This is a genomic window from Endozoicomonas arenosclerae (genome assembly GCF_001562015.1).
Lineage (GTDB): Bacteria > Pseudomonadota > Gammaproteobacteria > Pseudomonadales > Endozoicomonadaceae > Endozoicomonas_A > Endozoicomonas_A arenosclerae.
In genome coordinates this window covers 1-19,271 of sequence record NZ_LASA01000097.1, presented here as the reverse complement: position 1 = coordinate 19,271, position 19,271 = coordinate 1, and the positions used below count along the sequence as shown (strand labels likewise).

General features: G+C 49.3%; 22 protein-coding genes and 1 pseudogene. 9 read left to right on the top strand and 14 right to left on the bottom strand.

The features are described from left to right. Together WG89_RS29410 and WG89_RS15510 are read left to right on the top strand one after the other, a co-directional pair. A pseudogene (locus WG89_RS29410) lies at positions 1–216 on the top strand (IS1595 family transposase); the annotation flags it as partial. Positions 217–271: 55 nt separating this feature from the next. After that, positions 272–1,165 (top strand): hypothetical protein, encoded by an 894-nt coding sequence (locus WG89_RS15510; RefSeq protein ID WP_062267729.1) that lies wholly within the window; start codon positions 272–274, stop codon positions 1,163–1,165. Between the two features lie 51 nt (positions 1,166–1,216). Here WG89_RS15510 and ribA read toward each other — a convergent pair whose 3' ends face one another. Beyond that, entirely contained in the window at positions 1,217–1,810 is a 594-nt protein-coding gene (gene ribA / locus WG89_RS15505) for a GTP cyclohydrolase II (RefSeq protein ID WP_062267727.1), read from the bottom strand. 61 nt (positions 1,811–1,871) lie between these two features. After that, positions 1,872–2,519 carry a retropepsin-like aspartic protease family protein gene (locus tag WG89_RS15500; protein ID WP_062267725.1) on the bottom strand — a complete coding sequence of 216 codons (648 nt, stop codon included), beginning with the start codon at positions 2,517–2,519 and terminating at the stop codon, positions 1,872–1,874. 187 nt (positions 2,520–2,706) lie between these two features. On the opposite strand from WG89_RS15500, the gene WG89_RS15495 reads away from it, so the two are divergent. Continuing rightward, positions 2,707–3,636 carry a hypothetical protein gene (locus tag WG89_RS15495; RefSeq protein ID WP_062267723.1) on the top strand — a complete coding sequence of 310 codons (930 nt, stop codon included), beginning with the start codon at positions 2,707–2,709 and terminating at the stop codon, positions 3,634–3,636. Between the two features lie 22 nt (positions 3,637–3,658). Here the strand turns inward: WG89_RS15495 and WG89_RS15490 are convergent, their stop codons facing one another. From WG89_RS15490 to WG89_RS15455, 8 genes are all read right to left on the bottom strand, one after another. Beyond that, complete coding sequence (locus WG89_RS15490; RefSeq protein WP_062267721.1) at positions 3,659–4,132, bottom strand: phosphatidylglycerophosphatase A family protein; 474 nt, start codon at positions 4,130–4,132, stop codon at positions 3,659–3,661. A gap of 29 nt (positions 4,133–4,161) precedes the next feature. Next, complete coding sequence (thiL, locus tag WG89_RS15485; RefSeq protein ID WP_062267733.1) at positions 4,162–5,130, bottom strand: thiamine-phosphate kinase; 969 nt, start codon at positions 5,128–5,130, stop codon at positions 4,162–4,164. Positions 5,131–5,257: 127 nt separating this feature from the next. After that, the gene (gene nusB / locus WG89_RS15480) at positions 5,258–5,740 is read right to left on the bottom strand and encodes a transcription antitermination factor NusB (RefSeq protein WP_062267719.1); all 483 of its coding nucleotides are present in this window, start codon (positions 5,738–5,740) and stop codon (positions 5,258–5,260) included. Between the two features lies 1 nt (position 5,741). Further along, entirely contained in the window at positions 5,742–6,215 is a 474-nt protein-coding gene (gene ribH, locus WG89_RS15475; protein ID WP_062267717.1) for a 6,7-dimethyl-8-ribityllumazine synthase, read from the bottom strand. Positions 6,216–6,328: 113 nt separating this feature from the next. Then, entirely contained in the window at positions 6,329–7,441 is a 1,113-nt protein-coding gene (ribBA, locus tag WG89_RS15470; RefSeq protein WP_062267715.1) for a bifunctional 3,4-dihydroxy-2-butanone-4-phosphate synthase/GTP cyclohydrolase II, read from the bottom strand. Between the two features lie 80 nt (positions 7,442–7,521). Further along, complete coding sequence (locus WG89_RS15465) at positions 7,522–8,187, bottom strand: riboflavin synthase (protein ID WP_062267713.1); 666 nt, start codon at positions 8,185–8,187, stop codon at positions 7,522–7,524. Between the two features lie 20 nt (positions 8,188–8,207). Then, positions 8,208–9,338: a bifunctional diaminohydroxyphosphoribosylaminopyrimidine deaminase/5-amino-6-(5-phosphoribosylamino)uracil reductase RibD gene (gene ribD / locus WG89_RS15460; RefSeq protein WP_062267711.1), complete on the bottom strand. Its 1,131-nt coding sequence runs from the start codon at positions 9,336–9,338 to the stop codon at positions 8,208–8,210. A 92-nt stretch (positions 9,339–9,430) separates the two neighbouring features. Continuing rightward, the gene (locus tag WG89_RS15455) at positions 9,431–9,985 is read right to left on the bottom strand and encodes an RBBP9/YdeN family alpha/beta hydrolase (protein WP_062267708.1); all 555 of its coding nucleotides are present in this window, start codon (positions 9,983–9,985) and stop codon (positions 9,431–9,433) included. A gap of 69 nt (positions 9,986–10,054) precedes the next feature. Here WG89_RS15455 and WG89_RS15450 point away from each other — a divergent pair, with 69 nt between their 5' ends. Beyond that, entirely contained in the window at positions 10,055–10,420 is a 366-nt protein-coding gene (locus WG89_RS15450; RefSeq protein WP_062267731.1) for a VOC family protein, read from the top strand. A 199-nt stretch (positions 10,421–10,619) separates the two neighbouring features. Beyond that, complete coding sequence (locus WG89_RS15445) at positions 10,620–11,171, top strand: hypothetical protein (RefSeq protein ID WP_062267706.1); 552 nt, start codon at positions 10,620–10,622, stop codon at positions 11,169–11,171. A 17-nt stretch (positions 11,172–11,188) separates the two neighbouring features. Here WG89_RS15445 and WG89_RS15440 read toward each other — a convergent pair whose 3' ends face one another. Next, entirely contained in the window at positions 11,189–11,722 is a 534-nt protein-coding gene (locus tag WG89_RS15440; protein WP_062267705.1) for an acyl-CoA thioesterase, read from the bottom strand. A 303-nt stretch (positions 11,723–12,025) separates the two neighbouring features. Between WG89_RS15440 and WG89_RS15435 the strand changes: the two genes are divergently transcribed. Then, positions 12,026–13,069: a calcium/sodium antiporter gene (locus WG89_RS15435; protein ID WP_153301623.1), complete on the top strand. Its 1,044-nt coding sequence runs from the start codon at positions 12,026–12,028 to the stop codon at positions 13,067–13,069. Between the two features lie 36 nt (positions 13,070–13,105). Here WG89_RS15435 and nrdR read toward each other — a convergent pair whose 3' ends face one another. Next, the gene (nrdR, locus tag WG89_RS15430; protein ID WP_062267701.1) at positions 13,106–13,567 is read right to left on the bottom strand and encodes a transcriptional regulator NrdR; all 462 of its coding nucleotides are present in this window, start codon (positions 13,565–13,567) and stop codon (positions 13,106–13,108) included. A gap of 165 nt (positions 13,568–13,732) precedes the next feature. Here nrdR and WG89_RS15425 point away from each other — a divergent pair, with 165 nt between their 5' ends. Next, entirely contained in the window at positions 13,733–14,785 is a 1,053-nt protein-coding gene (locus WG89_RS15425; protein ID WP_062267699.1) for a hypothetical protein, read from the top strand. Positions 14,786–14,920: 135 nt separating this feature from the next. Further along, positions 14,921–15,181, top strand: coding sequence for a hypothetical protein (locus WG89_RS15420; RefSeq protein WP_153301622.1), 261 nt, complete (start codon positions 14,921–14,923; stop codon positions 15,179–15,181). Between the two features lie 88 nt (positions 15,182–15,269). On the opposite strand, the gene glyA is transcribed toward WG89_RS15420, so the two are convergent. Then, the gene (gene glyA, locus WG89_RS15415) at positions 15,270–16,523 is read right to left on the bottom strand and encodes a serine hydroxymethyltransferase (protein ID WP_062267695.1); all 1,254 of its coding nucleotides are present in this window, start codon (positions 16,521–16,523) and stop codon (positions 15,270–15,272) included. Positions 16,524–16,910: 387 nt separating this feature from the next. Between glyA and ettA the strand changes: the two genes are divergently transcribed. Further along, the gene (gene ettA, locus WG89_RS15410) at positions 16,911–18,578 is read left to right on the top strand and encodes an energy-dependent translational throttle protein EttA (RefSeq protein WP_062267693.1); all 1,668 of its coding nucleotides are present in this window, start codon (positions 16,911–16,913) and stop codon (positions 18,576–18,578) included. 49 nt (positions 18,579–18,627) lie between these two features. Here the strand turns inward: ettA and WG89_RS15405 are convergent, their stop codons facing one another. Further along, a complete protein-coding gene (locus WG89_RS15405) occupies positions 18,628–19,062 on the bottom strand; it encodes a hypothetical protein (protein ID WP_062267691.1) in 435 nt (144 codons plus the stop codon). Positions 19,063–19,271: the final 209 nt, after the last annotated feature.

Here is a 19,271-nt window from a genome sequence, read left to right as displayed (position 1 = left end):
GAATATGCACGAGATGAGGACGGCGACGGTTTTCATGAGATTCATGTGAATACAATGGAGGGGTTCTGGTCGCTGTTGCGTTCCTGGTTGCGTCCTCATCGGGGTATATCACAAGAGAAGTTACCGCTGTATTTGGGTTTCTTCGAGTGCCTGCACAATATCAAGAAGCGCGGGAAAGCAGCTCTAACCGGTCTTCTGGGAGTGTTGTTTGGATAACTCCCCGGAATCCATTAAGAGCCTTCTTTTAAAGGAACAGACACAGGGACGAGTCATGTCAGGCAAAATCACTGCTTTTCTTGGAACCGCTGCATATGCCGCTGGAATGACGGGTCGAGGAGTCCCCATAGGCCTGGCAAAAGCATTCAATCTCGGTGGCGCTGCTGGAAAGGCTGCAGGCAAAGCAGTAGGCAAAGCCATCGGATTCTTTTATGGAATCAGCTGCAAAGCGGCCAACGGAGTCCGAAACCTTTTCAGAAAAGCGCCGGAAAAACTCACCAGCAAGAGCATTGAGGAATATTCGGCCAAACCGGTTCAGGGCTGCAAACTGCTGGGAGCAGCAATAGCAGGAGGCGCAAGCAGCCTGGTGCTCTCTCCAGTGGCCTCACCGGCTTTAGCTCTCTGGAATCTGGGTGTAGGTCTGAAGCACTCCAAACATATCTACCAGGAATTCAGAGACTCTGGAAACTCACCCTCCGCCCGAGCTGAGCTGTTGGCTCCCCATCGATTTATTCTTTCCGAGATTTATCATGAGGCAAAACCACCCTTTGCACTATCTTTTCCCAGCTCAAATGGCCTTTCTGATACTGAAAAATTCATGAAGCTGGATAACAACCAGTTCGTCATGAAGAAACAGGGAGAGAATGACAAATACCTCGTCTGGGAGTATTCATCTGCAGACACTGACGCAGGTAATCTACCTGTCATGCGTTACTTTGAGCCAAAAGACTCCGAACACCCTGACATGTTTTTCCACTTTACTCCGGGTGAGGATAGCTGCGAGCTGAACTATAAAGTCGGCAATGAATGGCGGAAAAAGCTTGATGAACCTTATAAGGAGGACGATGGATTCAGGGCAGACTTCGAGTACTTGATGGAATCATTTGAAAGCGATCTGGAAGCAGATAAAAGACTGAATATCGACGATTTAATAGCAACTGATGACTAAGAAAACGGTCTATAGAGCCAGAAACAGGCAGTATCTGGCTCTAACTCACCATCAAGCTGTATCGTACAAATGTCCCAGTTTCCAAACCTTGGTGGTCAGATACTTCTCGTTATGAGGATTCTGTCCAGTCTGGTGAGGCTGACGCTGAACCACTTCAATTCCCTGACGGGTTAGTGCTTCAACTTTCTTGGGATTATTGGTCATGAGTACCAATTGTGAAACCCCCAAATGGTCCAGCATGGTCTTACACATATCGTATTTGCGCAGATCCGCTGCAAAGCCCAGTTCTTCATTGGCTTCTACGGTATCCAGACCTGTATCCTGAAGCTGGTAGGCACGCACTTTATTGAGCAAGCCAATGCCTCGACCTTCCTGGCGCAAGTACAGGATAACTCCGCGCCCTGCCTCGGCAATTTTGCGCATAGCTGCCTCAAGCTGAGGACCACAATCACAGCGCATGCTGAAAAGAGCATCTCCGGTCAGACACTCTGAATGAACCCGTGCCAGGACGGGACCACCCTGGCTTACATCCCCCATGGTGAGAGCCAGGTGCTCCTTGCCGGTGCCACTCTCTTCAAATCCATGCATGATGAACTCACCGAAAGGGGTGGGCAAGCGAGACTCTGCAACGTAACGAACAGACACTCACTACTCCTCAAGACAGTCGTGCGGAGAGATTGTAACAGTACACGATGTTACAGGCGAGTTAATAACGTGCCTGCAGTGTCATAACACCGCCTTCTTCGCTGAAGCGAATACTTTTCAGATAACTCATCCCCAGCAGAACCGTCTCAGGGCTATTACCCTCGATAACCGTAGCTTCTACATTAGGGACACGAATCCCGCCAACAGAAACGAAGTCCAGCATCACCTGAAAGCCCCGAACCACACCGCTGGCGGTTTCCACTCTCACAGTATTGCCATCCTTATAGTTCAGTCCAATTCGATCCGCTGTAGCGGCATTCATTGCGACAACATTGGCGCCTGTATCCACCAGAACCTGAACGGAATTATTGTTGATCACACTTTGGGCCAGATACTGACCCTGATTGGTTCGATTAATTCTGAAAGTCAGTTTTTCAGGGGACTGAATGCCATCTCCCATATCCCGGCTCAGAAAATAGTCTTTTGCTACTCCGTTCACTTCAACTCTTGCTTTGCGACTGCTGGCATCAATCAGTCGAACCCCCTGCACCGGTGGCCCACCGACTTCAAGAAACTGTCGTTCACCATCAATGAATACCAGAGCCTTATCCGGAAAAAGAGCAACCACCCGGACATTGACGGCATGAGAAAGTGAAGCAAAGAACAACAAGAAGCTGGCAAACAGACCAACAGGGAAGACTGATTTCATTATTTTTATACCGTAAACAGCCTGAAGCGAAAAAACCTTGATCGCTCAAGACTGAACTCTAATCCAATTCCATTCGGGCTCTATCTTCCGTGCCCCAAGCATCAGGGTCAAGTCGTTGAACTAAACTCAAGACCTGTTTAACAACCTGAACAAATGAAAAGGATTTCAGATTTACTCTGGGTGACCCATGATTAAAAAAACAGCCTTTATACGAGCACTTCAATCCGGCTTGATAGCACTGACTCTCTTTGCTTCAAAACCGGCAACCGCCCATTCGTTTAACTGCCCACTGCCAGAAAGCATCTCAACAGCAGAGGCAGCAAAAACGGGTGTCGTTTCCCTGCAGCCCGGAATGCCAAAAGTATGGCAACACCTTGAGTTTAAATATCGTCGCAAGCATAAAAGCCCTTCTCAATCCAAAACACCATCCGAGACATCACCTCCTTTTGATCAAAACCTGCCTTTGACTTTTCAGAGTGCGCATATCAGCAAGCTCCTCAATAAGTCGAAGATGGCCTGGGCAAACTTTGCGCTGGAGTTGGTCAGTTGTGTCTATGGAATTGATGATGAACGCTACAGCGACATTGAAATTGAACTGACACCCAATGACCGCCTCGCCATTTTCTACCTGCAAGTTACACCCGTCTGGTCTGCCTATTCAAGAGCCTCCCCCAATACTGTCAGGACTGAATATTCATGTACGGAAAGCCCTGAATACTGCCAGTTCCATCTGTCCAGAGTCAGCGCAGAATTAATAGGACCTCCTGTACCCATGGGCAGTGAACTGAGACTCTCTTTTGGTGAAGAGACTGTTCTTGAGCAAACCATCACCAGTCAGTTTGATATAGCTCCGCTAAGGGATGACGTTCTCAACAAAACCCTTTCAGACAACATCGGACACCTGGTAATGGCAGGGTTGCCGCATTGCCAGAGGGCTCCAAAAAACAAAATTGATCAATGCACGCTTAACGAATTACAAAGTAATCTGCACCAGAACAAAGTATCAGTGCTTCTCACCAAGTTCAGCCTTCTTGGTAGTTCAGCCATGGCCAGAGCTAGCAATTGCTTCGATTATAAAGTGAGGTGTGAGCTTGTAACGTCTGAATTAGAAAAATAGAAGTTCATACTGCAACACCTGCTCAAATGAGCAGGTGGGCGATGACCTGGAGGGAGATAAGCGCAAAAATACCGGCAATGATGTCATCAATCATAATACCCAGCCCGCCATGGACTTTCTTATCCAGCCAGCCAATAGGCCAGGGTTTCCAGATATCGAAGATTCTGAACAGAATAAATCCGACCAGTATCCATTCCCAGCCGCTTGGAGCCATCAGCATGGTAATCCAATAGCCCACAAATTCATCCCAGACGATCCCTGGATGATCATGCACTCCCAGATCTTTAGACGCTTTTCCACACAACCAGATACCCAGGACAATACTGACCAGCAGTACCAGCAGATAGTTCCACAACGGCAGGTACTGGAAAAGCAGATAAAAAGGAATGGCTGCCACAGTACCAAAAGTACCGGGTGCTACAGGTGACAATCCACTGCCAAGACCAAAGGCAAAAAAGTGAACCGGATTTGTCCAGACTGAGGGTTTCTTGCTCATATACGATGACTATATGCCAATAGCTTAAATTAAAAGTGCTGATATGCCTGAGGCGAAAGTGGTTGACCTGTCTCTGCATCCACTAGCCCAGGAGAGGGTGTTATACGACCGACGCAGGTTACATGATTGTCTGCCAACAGACTGTCAGGAAGCTGTAACTTTTTTTGCTCGGGCCAGGTGAAACAAAGCTCATAGTCATCGCCTCCGGTCAAAGCCAACTCTCTGGCTTTCTCAACACCCAGCAAGCTCTCAAGCTCACTGGAAACCGGTACGGATGAGATATTCAACTCAGCACCCACCTGACTGGCTTTGAGAATGTGCCCAAGATCCCCCAACAACCCATCAGAAATATCCAGAGCAGCTGAAGCGCCATTCTCCAGAAGCCACTGGCCCAGACTCACTCTGGGTGATGGTCGATAATAGCGCTGTAACAAATACTGCTCTTCAGAAGTACTGGCATTCTCAGGCTTTTCGCCTCTTAATACTGCTGGCAAAGCCCCTGCGGCCTCTCCCAGATAGCCACTGACATAAATCAGATCTCCCGCTTTTGCGCCGTTACGACGCAGGGCCTTGCCCTTGGGCAATGTTCCCTGAACCTGTATTGAGATAGTCAGAGGACCACGAGTGGTATCACCGCCGATCAAGCCAATCTGATGCGTGGTTGCCAGCTCAGTCAGACCGTCAGAAAATGATTGCAACCAGACACTGTTGGATTCGGGCAAAGTTAAGCCAAGAGTAAAACTGTGAGGAGTAGCCCCCATAGCAGCCAGATCACTGAGATTGACTGCCAGAGCTCGACAGCCTAGAAGATGAGGATCACAGTCTTCTGGAAAATGAACCCCTTCCACGAGAGTATCCAGAGATTGAGCTAACTGCTGATCATTTGGAAGGGAAATTATGGCGCAATCGTCGCCTATCCCAACGACATCACTGAAATGAGATCGAAGACCCGGACGATCAAAGAAACTGCGAATCAGGTCAAATTCGCCTAAAGCCATAGATAAGTCCACAGATGTGGTGGGTTCAAAAGATAAAGTTAACAGCATGGAGAGTACAGTTAACAGTTTTTCGTTTAAATCAAACTGCTAACTGGAGACTCCTGACTGTTAACTCTTATCTGTCAACTTACTTCTTACGGAAATTGCGCACTTCATCAGGACGAACACGCGGAGCCAGTTTGTCCAGAATACCGTTGATGTAACGGTGAGAATCCTGGGCACCGAACCGTTTAACCAGCTCAATAGCTTCGTTGATGACCACACGGTATGGTACATCAGAACGGTTCATCAGCTCGTAGCAGCCAATGCGCAGTGCCGACATTTCTACCGGATCCAATTGCGAAATCGGACGATCCAGCAGTGGAGACATAGCGTCATCCAGTCGGCTTGCTTCACGGGCAATGCCGGTCAGCAGCATGTGAAAATAGCCGTCATCCACTTTGTTGAAATCGTTGTCCGCACGGAACTGCATTTCAATTTGTGTGATGGACGACTGGGACATCTGCCACTGGTACAACGCTTGAAGCGCCAGTTGACGTGCACGACGACGGGCAGATGGTTTTGGACGCGGGGCAGATTTCTGCCCGGCTTCCTGCTTCTCAGTGGACAACTCAGGCCTCCAGTTTCTTGAGCAGGGACACCATTTCGAAAGCTGCCATGGCAGCCTCTTCACCCTTGTTACCAGCCTTGGTACCGGAACGCTCGATAGCCTGCTCGATGGTGTCGACGGTCAGTACACCGAAGCTCACCGGAATTTCTTCGTCCAGATTCACTGTGGACAGCCCCTTCACACATTCGTTAGCCACGAATTCAAAGTGAGGTGTGCCACCACGAATTACAGCACCCAGAGCAATAATAGCGTCGAAGCGTTGGGTTTTGGCAACTTTCTTAACAGTCAGTGGAATTTCGAACGCGCCAGGGCAACGAACGATCGTGATATCTTCTTGTGCAACACCGTGACGGGTCAGGCTGTCCACAGCACCATTGAGCAGACTTTCTACGACAAAAGCATTCCAGCGGCCAACAACGATCGCGTACTTGCCACCATTAGCCTGCAGAGAGCCTTCGATGGTTTTCAAAGACATAGCGTTTTCCTCAATAAATCTTTGTGTCTGATGCGCTTACGACGAAGCACAAGTGCTCTGACTACCCACTGAAAAAAGCAGCCACAGGCTGCCTTTCCAATCATGACGTGTGGTCAGTCTTCACACGGGATGTATTCAACAATTTCCAGATCAAACCCGGACAAAGCACCAAACCGGACCGGTGAACTGAGCAGGCGCATTTTGCCTACACCCAGATCACGCAGAATCTGCGAACCGGTGCCAATGGTCAGGTAAGCACCAGACATGCCTGTGCTACCGCTTTTTCCTTCCGAAAAGCGCTCAAGAGCTCCGCCCAGATCAAGCCTCGACTCGGAATCCAGCAATACAATGACACCTCGCCCTTCACTGGATATCCGGGCCATTGCTTTGTGCAGCGACCAGCTGGATTTGCCTTTCTCAGGATGGGCAGACAGCAGGTCACGGAAAGGTTCCATGGCATGCACACGCACCAGCGCCGGAGAATTTGGCGTAATGTAGCCTTTGGTCAGAGCGATGTGTGTAGCACCACTGATGGAATCCTTGTAGGCCGTCATATCAAACTGACCCAAATCGGTATCCAGTGTGCGCTGCTCGACCTTCTCGACCGTTTTTTCGTTCAGGATCCGGTAGTTGATCAGATCAGCAATGGTACCGATTTTCAGATCATGCTCTTTGGCAAACACTTCCAGATCAGGACGGCGGGCCATAGTACCGTCTTCGTTCATGATCTCAATAATGGCAGCAGCCGGTGTAAGACCGGCCAGTCTTGCCAGATCACAACCAGCTTCCGTATGGCCGGCACGACTGAGCACACCACCTGGCTGAGCTCTCAACGGGAACACGTGTCCAGGCTGGACAATGTCTCCCGGACGGGAAAGGGGATCAACGGCAACCTTGATCGTTCTGGCCCGGTCGTGGGCAGAAATGCCGGTTGTCACCCCTTCAGCCGCTTCAATGGAAACGGTAAAGGGTGTCCCAAAACCCGAAGAATTATCATCGGCGCCCACCATAGGAGGCAGACCCAGAAAATCACAGCGCTCGCCAGTAAGGGTCAGACAGAGCAAACCTCTGGCTTCCCGGGCCATGAAATTCACGATCTCAGGAGTGATCTTTTCAGCAGCGATTATCAGGTCACCTTCGTTCTCACGGTCCTCATCATCCATCAGGATAACGGGTCGGCCGATACGAATATCCTCAATAATCTCTTCGATGGAGTTAAGCTGCATAACACCCCCGTGTGTGTTTTTATACATCCGGTATGCGAAACCGCCCTATTCTAACGGTTTCGATCCCAAGCTGGAAGCTGTCACTTCATAAAGCCGTGTTCGGCAAGAAAGCCAGCGGTCAGACTGGAAGCTGCGGGCTCATTTTCTTCCCTCAGGCTTGGGTCCATCAACCGCTCTAGATAACGTGCCAGAACGTCCACTTCCAGGTTGATCTGTGTGCCCGCCTTGTAACCGGTAATAATGGTTTCCTGCTGGGTATGAGGCACAATATTCAGGGCAAAGCGGCAACCATCCACCCTGTTCACCGTCAGACTGACACCATCCACCGTGATAGAGCCCTTATGGGCAATATATCGAGCCAGGTTGCCAGGAGCCTCAACCCAATACACCGTGGATCGACCTGATGGTTCGATAGAAACAATTTTTCCTACACCATCGACATGCCCGCTGACCAGGTGCCCACCCAAACGGGTAGAAGGAGTCAGGGCTTTTTCGAGGTTCAGGCTTGCACCCACAGCCAGTGAGGCCAATGTGGAATATTCCAGCGTTTCCAGTGAAACATCAGCGACATAACCCTGCCCGGTCAATTCGACCACGGTCAGGCAGACGCCATTGGTAGCAATACTGTCGCCCAGTTTTACATCAGAAAGGTCCAACTGACCGGAATGAATGGTCAGCCTGAGATCACCGGAACGGGATTCTACTTTCTGCAGGCTGCCAACAGCCTCGATAATGCCTGTAAACATGAGTAATGAATTTCCAGTAATCAGTGATCAGTGTTCGCTTTGAAAGTCGCCGTAATTTTCCAGTCATTACCTATAGCGCGCATATCAGAGATGTTCAGATCCAGCTTTTCTGACATGGACCGGAAAGGCAGTGACATTAATGGCCGGGCAGAGGACCCCATAAGCGTCGGAGCCATAAAAACCGTCAGTTCGTCCACCAGCCCTTCAGAAACGGCAGCCCCGGCCAGAGTAGCCCCCGTTTCCAATAGCACTTCCTGACAATCCCGCTCAGCCAGTTTTTCCATCAGTTGCTGCAGATCAACCCGGCCAGCCTGATCTTCCAAACGAAGCACTTCTGCTCCAGCCGCTTCAAGTGCTTCCTGTCTATGCTTATCTGCCTGCACGGTACAAACCACCAAAACGTTTCCAGGCCCGGTCACAACTTTTGCATCGACCGGTGTCTGCAGTGATGAGTCCACGACCACTCTCAGTGGTTGCCTCTGTGTCAGCATTTCTGAATCTGGCAGACCCAACTCTTCCGCTCTGACCGTTAAAGAAGAATTATCCTGAAGGATGGAGCCTACACCGGTGACAATGGCACAGCTTTGAGCACGGAGTTTTTGAACTTCACTGCGGGCATCAGGACCAGTAATCCACTGGGACTCACCACTTTCCATGGCGGTACGACCATCCAGACTCATAGCCAGTTTAAGTCGAACAAAAGGCCGCCCGGATTCCATTCTTTTGATAAAGCCGGGATTCAGAGTTCTTGCCTCATCTTCAAGCAACCCCGACTCCACCTTAATGCCAGCTTCCTGCAACATGGCCAGACCCCGTCCAGCCACCAGAGGGTTGGGATCTTCCATTGCGGCAACAACGCGACCTACTTTTGCCTTGATCAGCCCTTCTGCACAAGGGGGGGTTCGACCATAGTGACTGCAGGGTTCGAGAGTGACATAAGCCGTAGCACCTTCGGCGTCTTTCCCAGCCATTCTCAGTGCATAAACTTCAGCATGAGGCTCTCCAGGCCTTTCATGGAAACCTTCGCCAATAATTTTCCCACCCTTTTCGATCACACACCCTACCCTGGGATTGGGCATGGTGGTGTATAACCCTTTGCGTGCCAGCTGCAAGGCACGGGACATCATTTCATGATCGATGGCAGACGCCATTGGACATGCTCCGGCTCAGGTCAGAAAAGGGGGTAGTTTATATGGATTTGTGTCCAGCATCACTTACAGGCAGGAATAACTCGATAAAATGTCTATTTTCCGCTCGCAAGCTTGCGACCCAGAGCTTCGACCAGCTCGGGAAAGACGGTAGTGACAGGGTCACCAATAAAATGGCCTCTATCCGTGTATTCATAATACTCCGCCTGCAGATGGGATCGGACCCAGCGCGCTTCATCGATGGGAATCCAGGGATCATCGACCGAGGCAAATTGAATCGTCCATGGTAAGTGTTGCTTCATCTGATCCCACTGCCAGGGTCGGTCAAACCATCCGCCGGCCTTTTCGTTGGGCTCCCCCAGATCAGATATATAGGCACTGACCAACACCATTCCTGCCAGAGGGTATTGCTCTGCGTATCGCATTGCCGCAATGGCTCCGGAAGAGTGCCCCACCAGAATACTGTCTTTATTGGCTCCAAGCTCGTCTCTGATATAGGGAATCCAGATGGCTTCATGAGCCACCTGATTATCAGGCAACGTTTTACACACTACCTTATAGCCACGAGCTGTCAGCTCTTTTTCTGCATAAGGGTACCAATGCATATTGGCCGTGCAGCCACCATTGCCATGTATCAGGATAATGTTCACCCTTCACGCCCTCTATACTGTTCTGCTGACATCAAATGTTAGAACAATAAATTAGAGGAGATGGGCAAAGTGCAGGAACTCCGCTTCCATCATGTTGGCATTCCCACCCGGGAAAAGCTTCCGAACGACTGTTACAACAAAAAACTGAAGCTGCACGCGACGGGTTACTTTGAGACACCCTACGCAGTGGAGTGGATGAACTTTGACGAGGACAACACACTTCCGGACATTATCAAAACAATGCCGCATATTGCCTTTGAAGTAGATGACCTGGAAGCAGCACTGGCAGGGAAAGAGGTGATTCTATCGCCTCGAAGCCCGGCAGAGCATGTCACTGTCGCCTTTATCAAAGACGGCAGAACCTTGATTGAACTGATTCAGTTTGATCGGCCAGAAAGCGAGCTCTGGCCGCATCCTGATAAGTTTCGCATATAGTCTCCGCCCTGAACAATTCAGATCTCAGAGGTACTGGATGCACTCCAGAGCACAAATATATGGAATTTTATGCTGCATTTATACATTGACTCTGAGTGCTCAGCAAAACTGCTCTCTCTGCGGGATGCAAACTGAAGGAGCATTAATCTGTCAGTCATGTAACACTCTTCTTCCAGAGAGTGAGTGGGTAGTTGTTAATATGCCTGAGCAGCCATCAATCTCTGGAGACCATGGTAATTCTTTTGGTGAAGAGTTCATGCCTGAAGCCTCCCCCAAAGAGGTGATCTGTTGCAAAAACTATAAAGCAGACTCTCTGAGCCAATACCTGAGTGAGACTCTTACTCTTTCACCAGTCCAACCCAAAGTGCTTCTAATCGCACAGCTGGGCGCTTTTTCACAAACAATCGCCAATATGCTTGCAGTACTAAGCAGGGTAGCAACTGCAGTAGACATTAGAAGCAGGCTGGTTAAACGCATGGAAGATCAAGGTTATGTTTTAGAGGCAAACCCTTCACTTGATGAACTGCACCAATCTCCGGGGCTCTACTTCCTTTCTATATACGGTGAAAGTGCAGAAACCCCTATTCAAGAGTCGCTGATCATTCAAGTGACCGAAGGAAATATGTTTCTGATGACAGAAACACATCACTGCTTTCAAGTTTATGAATCCACTCTGGACATTCTGGTCAACTGGGTATTCAGAAACCAGTCAACACTCTTGATGTTTAAAAAATCATGGCCTAACAGTTAGTCTTGGGAAAAGAGCGCCTAGCTCTGCAAGGGCGGCCAGGGTCTCAGGTCTTCACTGTCAATCCAGGCTTTGACCCAACCTTCTGGTTCACGATGCCAGTCTTCCCGGTTCATGGCTTTCTTCACTCGCTCAGTGGCAATCATTCTGCCTTTCTCAGTAATAGCGGTTCTTAAGAGCACCGAAGAAGCCGGTTCTCCCTTCACCCACATAGACTGAATGATATAAATCCACCGCTCATCCATGGCTGCAACCTGGGTGTACATGGTGACCTTGTCAAACATCCGAACCCGCTTGCGGTATCGAGTCGTACTGCCAGCTACCACCAGCCCCCAGTTTTGTTCTTTCAGAACCTTTGCCAGACCGCTCTGGATAGACAGTGTGAACCGACCCAGATCATAAAGCGTCAGTACCCGACCGTTGTTCATCTCCATGAACAGATCAAGATCCCAGGGCATGCAGCGAAAGCTGTTTTCGCTGATACCATCAACAGGAATGCCTGGCGCTTTGCTGGCTTTTCGAATAGTCGTCAGGAGTCGGATGAACGGGTACATACTCAAGTCTTCTTTTAATAATCGCAAGCATCATAGCGATCAGTCACACATAAAGGAACTGTCAGAATACTCTCCATAAGCAGTGCACCGATTCATGATTCGGTAATTCACCTCTGGATATCCATGACACAAGTCAATAAAATGATGAGCAATTCGGGGGAGTAGCCTGCCTGGCAGACAACAGGTGTATACGTCAACATCATTGGTCATTCGACTGTGGCGTATACGGCGGTGAGTTCAACTCACTTCTTGGCGAGACTCGGGTGACAGCACTGGTTATAGAGGGCCTGGTGACTGTTACCTGTGTCAAAAGCCCTCTCGTCTATCCATATGATTGAAATCCTATCTTTTGTTGCCGCCATTGCCGTTGGCTTTGTGGTGCTGTCCTGGAGCGCCGATCGTCTGATCGAAGTGGCTTCGACACTGGCTTCCCGTCTGGGCATGTCCATTCTTACTATCGGTATGACCATTGTTGCTTTTGGTACTTCTGCTCCTGAGTTGCTGGTTTCTTCTGTAGCCGCACTGGACGGCTCTGCCGGGATCGCTATTGGTAATGCTCTGGGCTCCAACATAATCAATATTGGTCTGGTTCTGGCTCTGTGTGGTGTGATTTACCCACTGGTAGTCAGCCGTCGTATTATTACCCGTGAGCTCCCTCTGCTGGGACTGGTCGTTGTATTTTCTTTGGCACTGATGCTGGATGGCGACCTCAGTCAGACAGATGGCTTCATTCTGGCAGGAGCGCTGGTTGCTTACTGCTACTATCTGGCCAAACATTCCGGTGGTGACAGTGACGATGACGAAGAAGTCGTAATCCTCTCCATTTCCACAGCCAGAGCGGTCATTGAAAGTCTGGTCTTGCTGGCCCTGCTGATGGGCAGCTCGAAACTGCTGGTCTGGGGCGCCAGCGAACTGGCCCGTTCTTTTGGTATCAGTGAAGTTGTGATCGGCCTGACTGTTATTGCCTTTGGTACCAGCTTGCCAGAAATGGCGGCCGCACTTGCCAGTGCCCGAAAAGGACTGTTTGACCTGGTTATGGCCACTGTCATTGGCTCCAACATTTTCAACCTGTTGGGTGTACTGGCTTTCCCTGGCATTCTCAGTGGTGGTCTGGAAATCGATCCTATCGTGATGCAAAGGGATGGGCTGGCTATGGCTGGTCTTACGGCTCTGCTAGCCATCTTTGTAGTGACCAGCCTGTCGATGAACCGGAATGAAACCGGCTCATCTTCAACCATGGCATTAGGAAAGGCAGTCTGCAGCAGGATTCCGCGTTATAAAAGTGCTCTTATTCTGGTTGCGTTTGCGGGTTATATGGCCGTTCTGGCTATCTCTGTGATCAACTGATTGCGCTGAAATGTTTGCAATGAGGCCCGACTGGCCTCATTGCTTATCAACCGTCTCCAGTCGTTCAATCTCTTCCCGAAATTCATTCAAATCCTTGAAGTGACGATAGACCGAAGCAAAGCGGATATAAGCAATTTCGTCCAACTCCCTGAGTTCGCGCATCACTTCTTCACCCAAAACCAGAGACTTCACTTCCCGCTCGCCAGTAGCTCTGAGTCGATGCTTGATCCGGTTCACGGATTCTTCAATTTGTTCCATGCTGACAGGACGTTTTTCAAGCGCTTTGGTCATACCTGCCCGAAGCTTATCTTCATTGAAAGGCTCACGGGAACCGTCCCTCTTGACCAGTCGAGGTATCAACAACTCAGCCATTTCATAAGTCGTAAACCGTTCGCTGCAAGTTAAACACTCACGACGACGGCGAACCTGGTTGCCATCTGCCACCAGGCGGGAATCAATGACTTTGGTGTCTACAGCGTTGCAAAAAGGGCAGTGCATGGGTAAGAGAAACGTTTTTCAGAGTAAGTAACCCATCATAATTCACCGTTGCACATTTACCAACACTTTGCAGCATTTAACCATGCCCTGCATGGCCTTTCTTAGCCTGACTCACAATACAGTCAACTAGAATAAATATCTGCTCTCAGGTTAAAGGTGTAATCAGTGTCAGATCAGGTCTCCCCCCGTCAGGTCATTTCAGCAAGCTCATTGATTATGGTTTTACTGCTGCCAATTTTATCCTGGGCCAACGATAACGTCGAAAAGGCTTTCATCGAACTGAACCGTTTGAGAGCTTCTGTAAACAGCCCAGCCCTCAAACGAGATTGCAGACTGGAAAGCAAAATACATTTAAACAGCTACTGCTCAAAAGCACTGGCCACATCATCGGAGGCAGACACTGGCATAAGTGTCTTTGGCATCAATAGCACCTGTCAGCCCGACGCTCTAAGGGCTTTGCAAAACACTGTAAGCCGATCAATAGGCCGCCCTCTTCTGTTGCCCCACTGGGAGGGCATATCTATTGAAAAGCTTGCGGATAAATGCAAACACTTGCCAGGCCACCACTATTACAGATTCCACCTTTCTAACCCCAGTTCAAAGCCCTATGCGGTCGCTCGTCAATTATTTCCAAACCATCGATCGAATGAGTTTTTCCCATGGAACCAACATGAGGAAGCACATGGCGGCCAGGAATACTTCGGTTCACCCATCAGCTATACCTTTCAGGAAGCCCCCGCCCCCGACAGGAAAACAGTTCAATTCATTGTAAAAAAGAAGACACAAGACGGTTATATAACGATCAGCGGACGAACCATGTATCTGGAGATTCCTGAGGCCCACAGTGTTGTTACAGCCTTCTATCCAGATGAACTTTGGCACTGGGGAGATGTTTACAAATACTCAGTTGCGTATGAAGACCAATCGGGAAAGCATCAGTCTGAAGAAACGACTTTTACTGTGGCGCAAAACAAAAGAATCGTCGTATACGTAGACAGTAGAGAACACCAGCAGATAAAAGGCCAACCTAAAATGGACCTCATGATTAATCCACGAATCATTAAATGGAGAAATATTGAGCCTGATCGCAAGGAGTGCATTTTGATGGAACAAGCAACACTGCCCAACTTGTACCATTTAACGATTCATTGCCCCGTTGCCCTGAGAATTGATGATATTAACCCCAAGAATGAACCTGTTATTATCGACTTTCAGTAACCGTTTTTTTGGGGCAATCATCTTCATTACACAACAAACTTGATCCCCCGACCCTGATAGAATTTTTTCATCGATCACCTTCTCCCCTGAGGACTAGACTCAGAGAGCTGAAAAGAAAAAGTAATGGGGAAAAACATGTCAGATCCGCAGTTTGAACAGCATGTGCATAAAGAACTGGCCAACATCAATCGCCAGCTGGCTGACCATAGCCAGATGTTGGGTGAGCTGAAAACAGGTCAGAATAAACTGGATAGTGATGTAGCGACTTTGAAAGAGGGACAGACAAGACTGGATGCTGAAGTCAGGGAGATCAGGGCAGATCTGGTGCTTATGGATTCAAAACTCGATTTTATTACCGCCTTTATCAAGCAGCAGATCAGTCAAGACAACGAGTAAATCCTAACATTCTGATAATAAAAAAACCGCTGACCTTATTCAGATCAGCGGCCTTCACCACCTCCATTAAGAAAGCAGTGTTATCTCATCAGCTGTAAACAGGCAGACGCTTGCAGATTTCCAGAACCTTCGCTTTCACGTCAGCTACCACCTGCTCATTACCAATGTTTTCCAGCACGTCGCAAATCCAGCCAGCCAGAGCTGCAGAATCTTCTTCGTTGAAACCACGACGGGTAATAGCCGGGGTACCGATACGCAGACCACTGGTTACAAACGGAGAACGTGGGTCGTTGGGAACAGCGTTTTTGTTCACAGTAATGTTGGCTTCACCCAGAGCGGCTTCAGCGTCTTTACCGGTGTACTCTTTACCGATCAGATCCATCAGGAACAGGTGATCGTCGGTACCGCCAGAAACTACGTTGATACCACGCTCCAGCATGACACTAGTCATTGCCTGAGCGTTCTTCACTACCTGCTGCTGGTAAACCTTGAAGTCTTCAGCCATAGCTTCCTTGAAGCAAACAGCCTTAGCCGCAATGACGTGACACAGAGGACCACCCTGGGATTCAGGGAATACGGCAAAGTTGAACTTCTTGTTCAGCTCTTCGTCGTCATTGGCCAGGATCAGACCACCGCGTGGACCACCCAGAGTTTTGTGAGTAGTGGTGGTGACAACGTCAGCAATACCTACTGGAGAAGGGTATACACCCGCAGCAATCAGACCAGCAACGTGGGCCATATCAACAAACAGGTAAGCGCCTATCTTGTCTGCGATGTCACGGAAGCGCTGCCAGTCAACAACACGGGAGTAGGCAGAGAAGCCTGCCACGATCATTTTTGGCTTGTGTTCTTCAGCTAAACGCTCTACTTCTTCGTAGTCGATTTCGCCGGTTTCAGGGTTCAGACCGTACTGGATAGCTTCATAGATACGGCCGGAAAAGCTTACCTTGGCACCGTGAGTCAGGTGACCACCGTGGGCCAGGCTCATGCCCAACACTTTGTCACCTGGCTTAACCAGAGCCATATAAACAGCAGCATTAGCCTGAGAACCGGAGTGTGGCTGAACGTTGGCATAGCTGGCACCAAACAGTTCTTTGGCACGATCAATAGCCAGTTGCTCGGTTACGTCAACGTGCTCGCAGCCACCGTAGTAGCGCTTGCCGGGGTAACCTTCAGCGTATTTGTTGGTCAGGACAGACCCTTGTGCTTCCATCACTCTGGGGCTGGTGTAGTTTTCGGAAGCGATCAGTTCGATATGCTCTTCCTGGCGAACCGCTTCAGCATCGATGGCAGCCTTGAGTTCAGGGTCGAACTCAGCGATGGACATGTCCTTTCTGAACATTAATGATTCCTCGGGATGTTGCCTGTTAATGAGGTTTTTCGGCGGCTATTCTAATACACCTGTTCAGGATTTCGTATCGAAAAAACTTCATGGTCTTTTGAGTTCGACTCATCTTCTTTGTTCTACCATCACGTCCTTGGACACTTCCTGTTATTTTCGGTTCCATTGTCTGAAGTTCGAGTCACAATCGCGCACAACTCATTTCGTGCATATTCACTTCTCTCAGCTGAAGATCCATTATTCTGATCCCGGATTTTGTCCCTTTTGGCATCCGGGTCTCTTAAAGGGACATCACCATAGACTTTATCTTCCCAAACCATTGCCAAGATTATAGGGTTAAAGTATCGTCGCTCGGTTAAATCAACCTGATACAGAGACACCCTCAAAATGTCACAGTACGTGTACACCATGAATCGGGTGAGCAAGGTCGTTCCCCCGAAACGCCAGATTCTTAAAGATATTTCTCTCTCTTTCTTTCCCGGTGCCAAAATCGGTGTCCTGGGTCTGAACGGTGCTGGTAAATCTACCCTGCTGCGTATCATGGCGGGTGTTGACACCGAATTTGACGGCGAAGCTCGTCCACAACCTGATCTGAATGTCGGTTACCTGCCTCAGGAACCACAACTGACCCCGGGCAAAACCGTTCGCGAAGTGGTGGAAGAAGCTCTGGGTGAAATCAAGGAAGCTCAGGACAAGCTCGAAGCGGTTTATGCAGCTTACGCTGAACCCGATGCTGACTTCGATGCCCTGGCCGCTGAACAGGCCAAGCTGGAAAACATTATCCAGGCCGCTGACGCTCACAACCTGGAGCGTAAACTGGAAGTAGCTGCTGATGCCCTGCGTCTGCCAGAGTGGGATGCGGTTGTGGATAACCTGTCCGGTGGTGAGCGTCGTCGTGTTGCTCTGTGTCGCCTGCTGCTCTCCAGCCCTGAAATGCTGCTCCTCGACGAGCCTACTAACCACCTGGACGCTGAATCTGTTGCCTGGCTGGAACGCTTCCTCGTTGAATACCCGGGTACTGTTGTGGCCATCACCCACGACCGTTACTTCCTGGACAACGCAGCTGGCTGGATTCTGGAACTGGACCGTGGCCATGGTATTCCATGGGAAGGTAACTACAGTGACTGGCTGGAGCAGAAAGACGCTCGACTGGAGCAGGAAAGCAAACAGCAGGACGCTCACCGTAAAGCCATGCAGCAGGAACTGGAATGGTCCCGCTCCAATGCCAAAGGTCGCCAGTCCAAGTCCAAAGCGCGTCTGGCCCGCTTTGAAGAAATGCAGTCCCAGGAATTTCAGACCCGTAACGAAACCAACGAAATCTACATTCCACCTGGCCCACGCCTGGGTGACAAAGTGCTGGAGTTCAATAATGTTTCCAAAGGCTTCGGCGACCGTCTGCTGATCGATGACCTGAGTTTCAGTGTTCCCAAGGGTGCCATTGTCGGCATTATTGGTGGTAACGGTGCGGGTAAAACCACACTGTTCAAAATGATCACCGGTGACGAGCAACCGGATTCCGGCTCCATTGAGCGTGGCGATAGCATTAAAATCTCCAACGTTCAGCAGATGCGTGACGAGCTGAAAGACGACAAGACCGTTTTCGAAGCGATCTCTGACGGTCAGGACATCTTGCGCATCAACGGCTACGAAATGCAGTCCCGTAAGTACATTGGCCGTTTCAACTTTAAGGGCGGTGATCAGCAGAAGCGTGTTGGCGAACTCTCCGGTGGTGAGCGTGGTCGACTGCAGCTGGCTGCCACACTGAAAGAAGGCGGCAACGTACTGCTATTGGACGAACCTTCCAACGACCTCGACGTTGAAACCCTGCGTGCTTTGGAAGATGCCCTGCTGGCATTCCCGGGCTGCGCCATGGTGATCTCTCACGACCGCTGGTTCCTGGATCGTGTAGCTACACACATCCTGGCCTACGAAGGCGACTCAAAAGTAACCTTCTTCGAAGGTAACTACACCGAGTACGAAGCCGATCGTAAAGAGCGTCTGGGTGAAGAGGCTGCTGGCCCTCACCGTATCAAGTACAAGCGTATCGATGCTTAACTCTATGCATCAAACTAGCTGAAGGGAGGAAAACCTCCCTTCAGCTCTTCTAATCGGAATACTTTTTATAATCGTAAACACACAGCAACTTTCTATAGCTTGTTGCTGTTGGCGACGATTTCTTATCTGGGTATACTTTCAAATAACCCTCAAAGTCATCCATTGGAATATTACCTTCACACACATTCCAAATAATAGATAAATCTTTATAAGACCTTGTGACTGAATCGTCATCATGAACAGAACCTGTATCCTCATGCTTCACTTTGCAGCTGTGTGGTAAACTATTTAAAACCTCTTTAATTTTATTAACTTGCTGCGCCTTAAGCTCTTCAGCTCTTTCAATATCAGGGCAGATTTGACTAAAGCCAAAAACAGGAAAAAATTGATTACATTGAATGGTGTACTTATTTATCAACGTTAACAACTGAGAATTTGACTCTTCTAAGGAAGGTGTGAAGAAGTCCATCAATCCTTTGAGCATGTTCTAAAACACAATTCTTAGAACTAAAAGCGAGGATAGGGTCGCTCATTATCTACTTTTCAGCCGGTTTTCTCGGCTGATAGGCAGATTAACCCCTACGTAGCATTTGATCCAATCTAACCACATTAGCCAGAGCAAAAAGAGTGGCCAGTTTATTGTCATTTTTCCCGATGCCTCGATACGCTGTTTTTACAAATCCAAACTGGCAC

Coding starts and splice junctions, on each gene's coding strand:
- WG89_RS15510 (WP_062267729.1), top strand. CDS start 272: ATGTCAGGCAAAATCACTGCTTTTCTTGGAACCGCTGCATATGCCGCT.
- WG89_RS15500 (WP_062267725.1), bottom strand. CDS start 2,519: ATGAAATCAGTCTTCCCTGTTGGTCTGTTTGCCAGCTTCTTGTTGTTC.
- WG89_RS15495 (WP_062267723.1), top strand. CDS start 2,707: ATGATTAAAAAAACAGCCTTTATACGAGCACTTCAATCCGGCTTGATA.
- WG89_RS15490 (WP_062267721.1), bottom strand. CDS start 4,132: ATGAGCAAGAAACCCTCAGTCTGGACAAATCCGGTTCACTTTTTTGCC.
- thiL (WP_062267733.1), bottom strand. CDS start 5,130: ATGGCTTTAGGCGAATTTGACCTGATTCGCAGTTTCTTTGATCGTCCG.
- ribH (WP_062267717.1), bottom strand. CDS start 6,215: ATGTCTTTGAAAACCATCGAAGGCTCTCTGCAGGCTAATGGTGGCAAG.
- ribBA (WP_062267715.1), bottom strand. CDS start 7,441: ATGCAGCTTAACTCCATCGAAGAGATTATTGAGGATATTCGTATCGGC.
- WG89_RS15465 (WP_062267713.1), bottom strand. CDS start 8,187: ATGTTTACAGGCATTATCGAGGCTGTTGGCAGCCTGCAGAAAGTAGAA.
- ribD (WP_062267711.1), bottom strand. CDS start 9,338: ATGGCGTCTGCCATCGATCATGAAATGATGTCCCGTGCCTTGCAGCTG.
- WG89_RS15445 (WP_062267706.1), top strand. CDS start 10,620: ATGCCTGAGCAGCCATCAATCTCTGGAGACCATGGTAATTCTTTTGGT.
- WG89_RS15440 (WP_062267705.1), bottom strand. CDS start 11,722: ATGTACCCGTTCATCCGACTCCTGACGACTATTCGAAAAGCCAGCAAA.
- nrdR (WP_062267701.1), bottom strand. CDS start 13,567: ATGCACTGCCCTTTTTGCAACGCTGTAGACACCAAAGTCATTGATTCC.
- WG89_RS15420 (WP_153301622.1), top strand. CDS start 14,921: ATGTCAGATCCGCAGTTTGAACAGCATGTGCATAAAGAACTGGCCAAC.
- glyA (WP_062267695.1), bottom strand. CDS start 16,523: ATGTTCAGAAAGGACATGTCCATCGCTGAGTTCGACCCTGAACTCAAG.
- ettA (WP_062267693.1), top strand. CDS start 16,911: ATGTCACAGTACGTGTACACCATGAATCGGGTGAGCAAGGTCGTTCCC.
- WG89_RS15405 (WP_062267691.1), bottom strand. CDS start 19,062: ATGCTCAAAGGATTGATGGACTTCTTCACACCTTCCTTAGAAGAGTCA.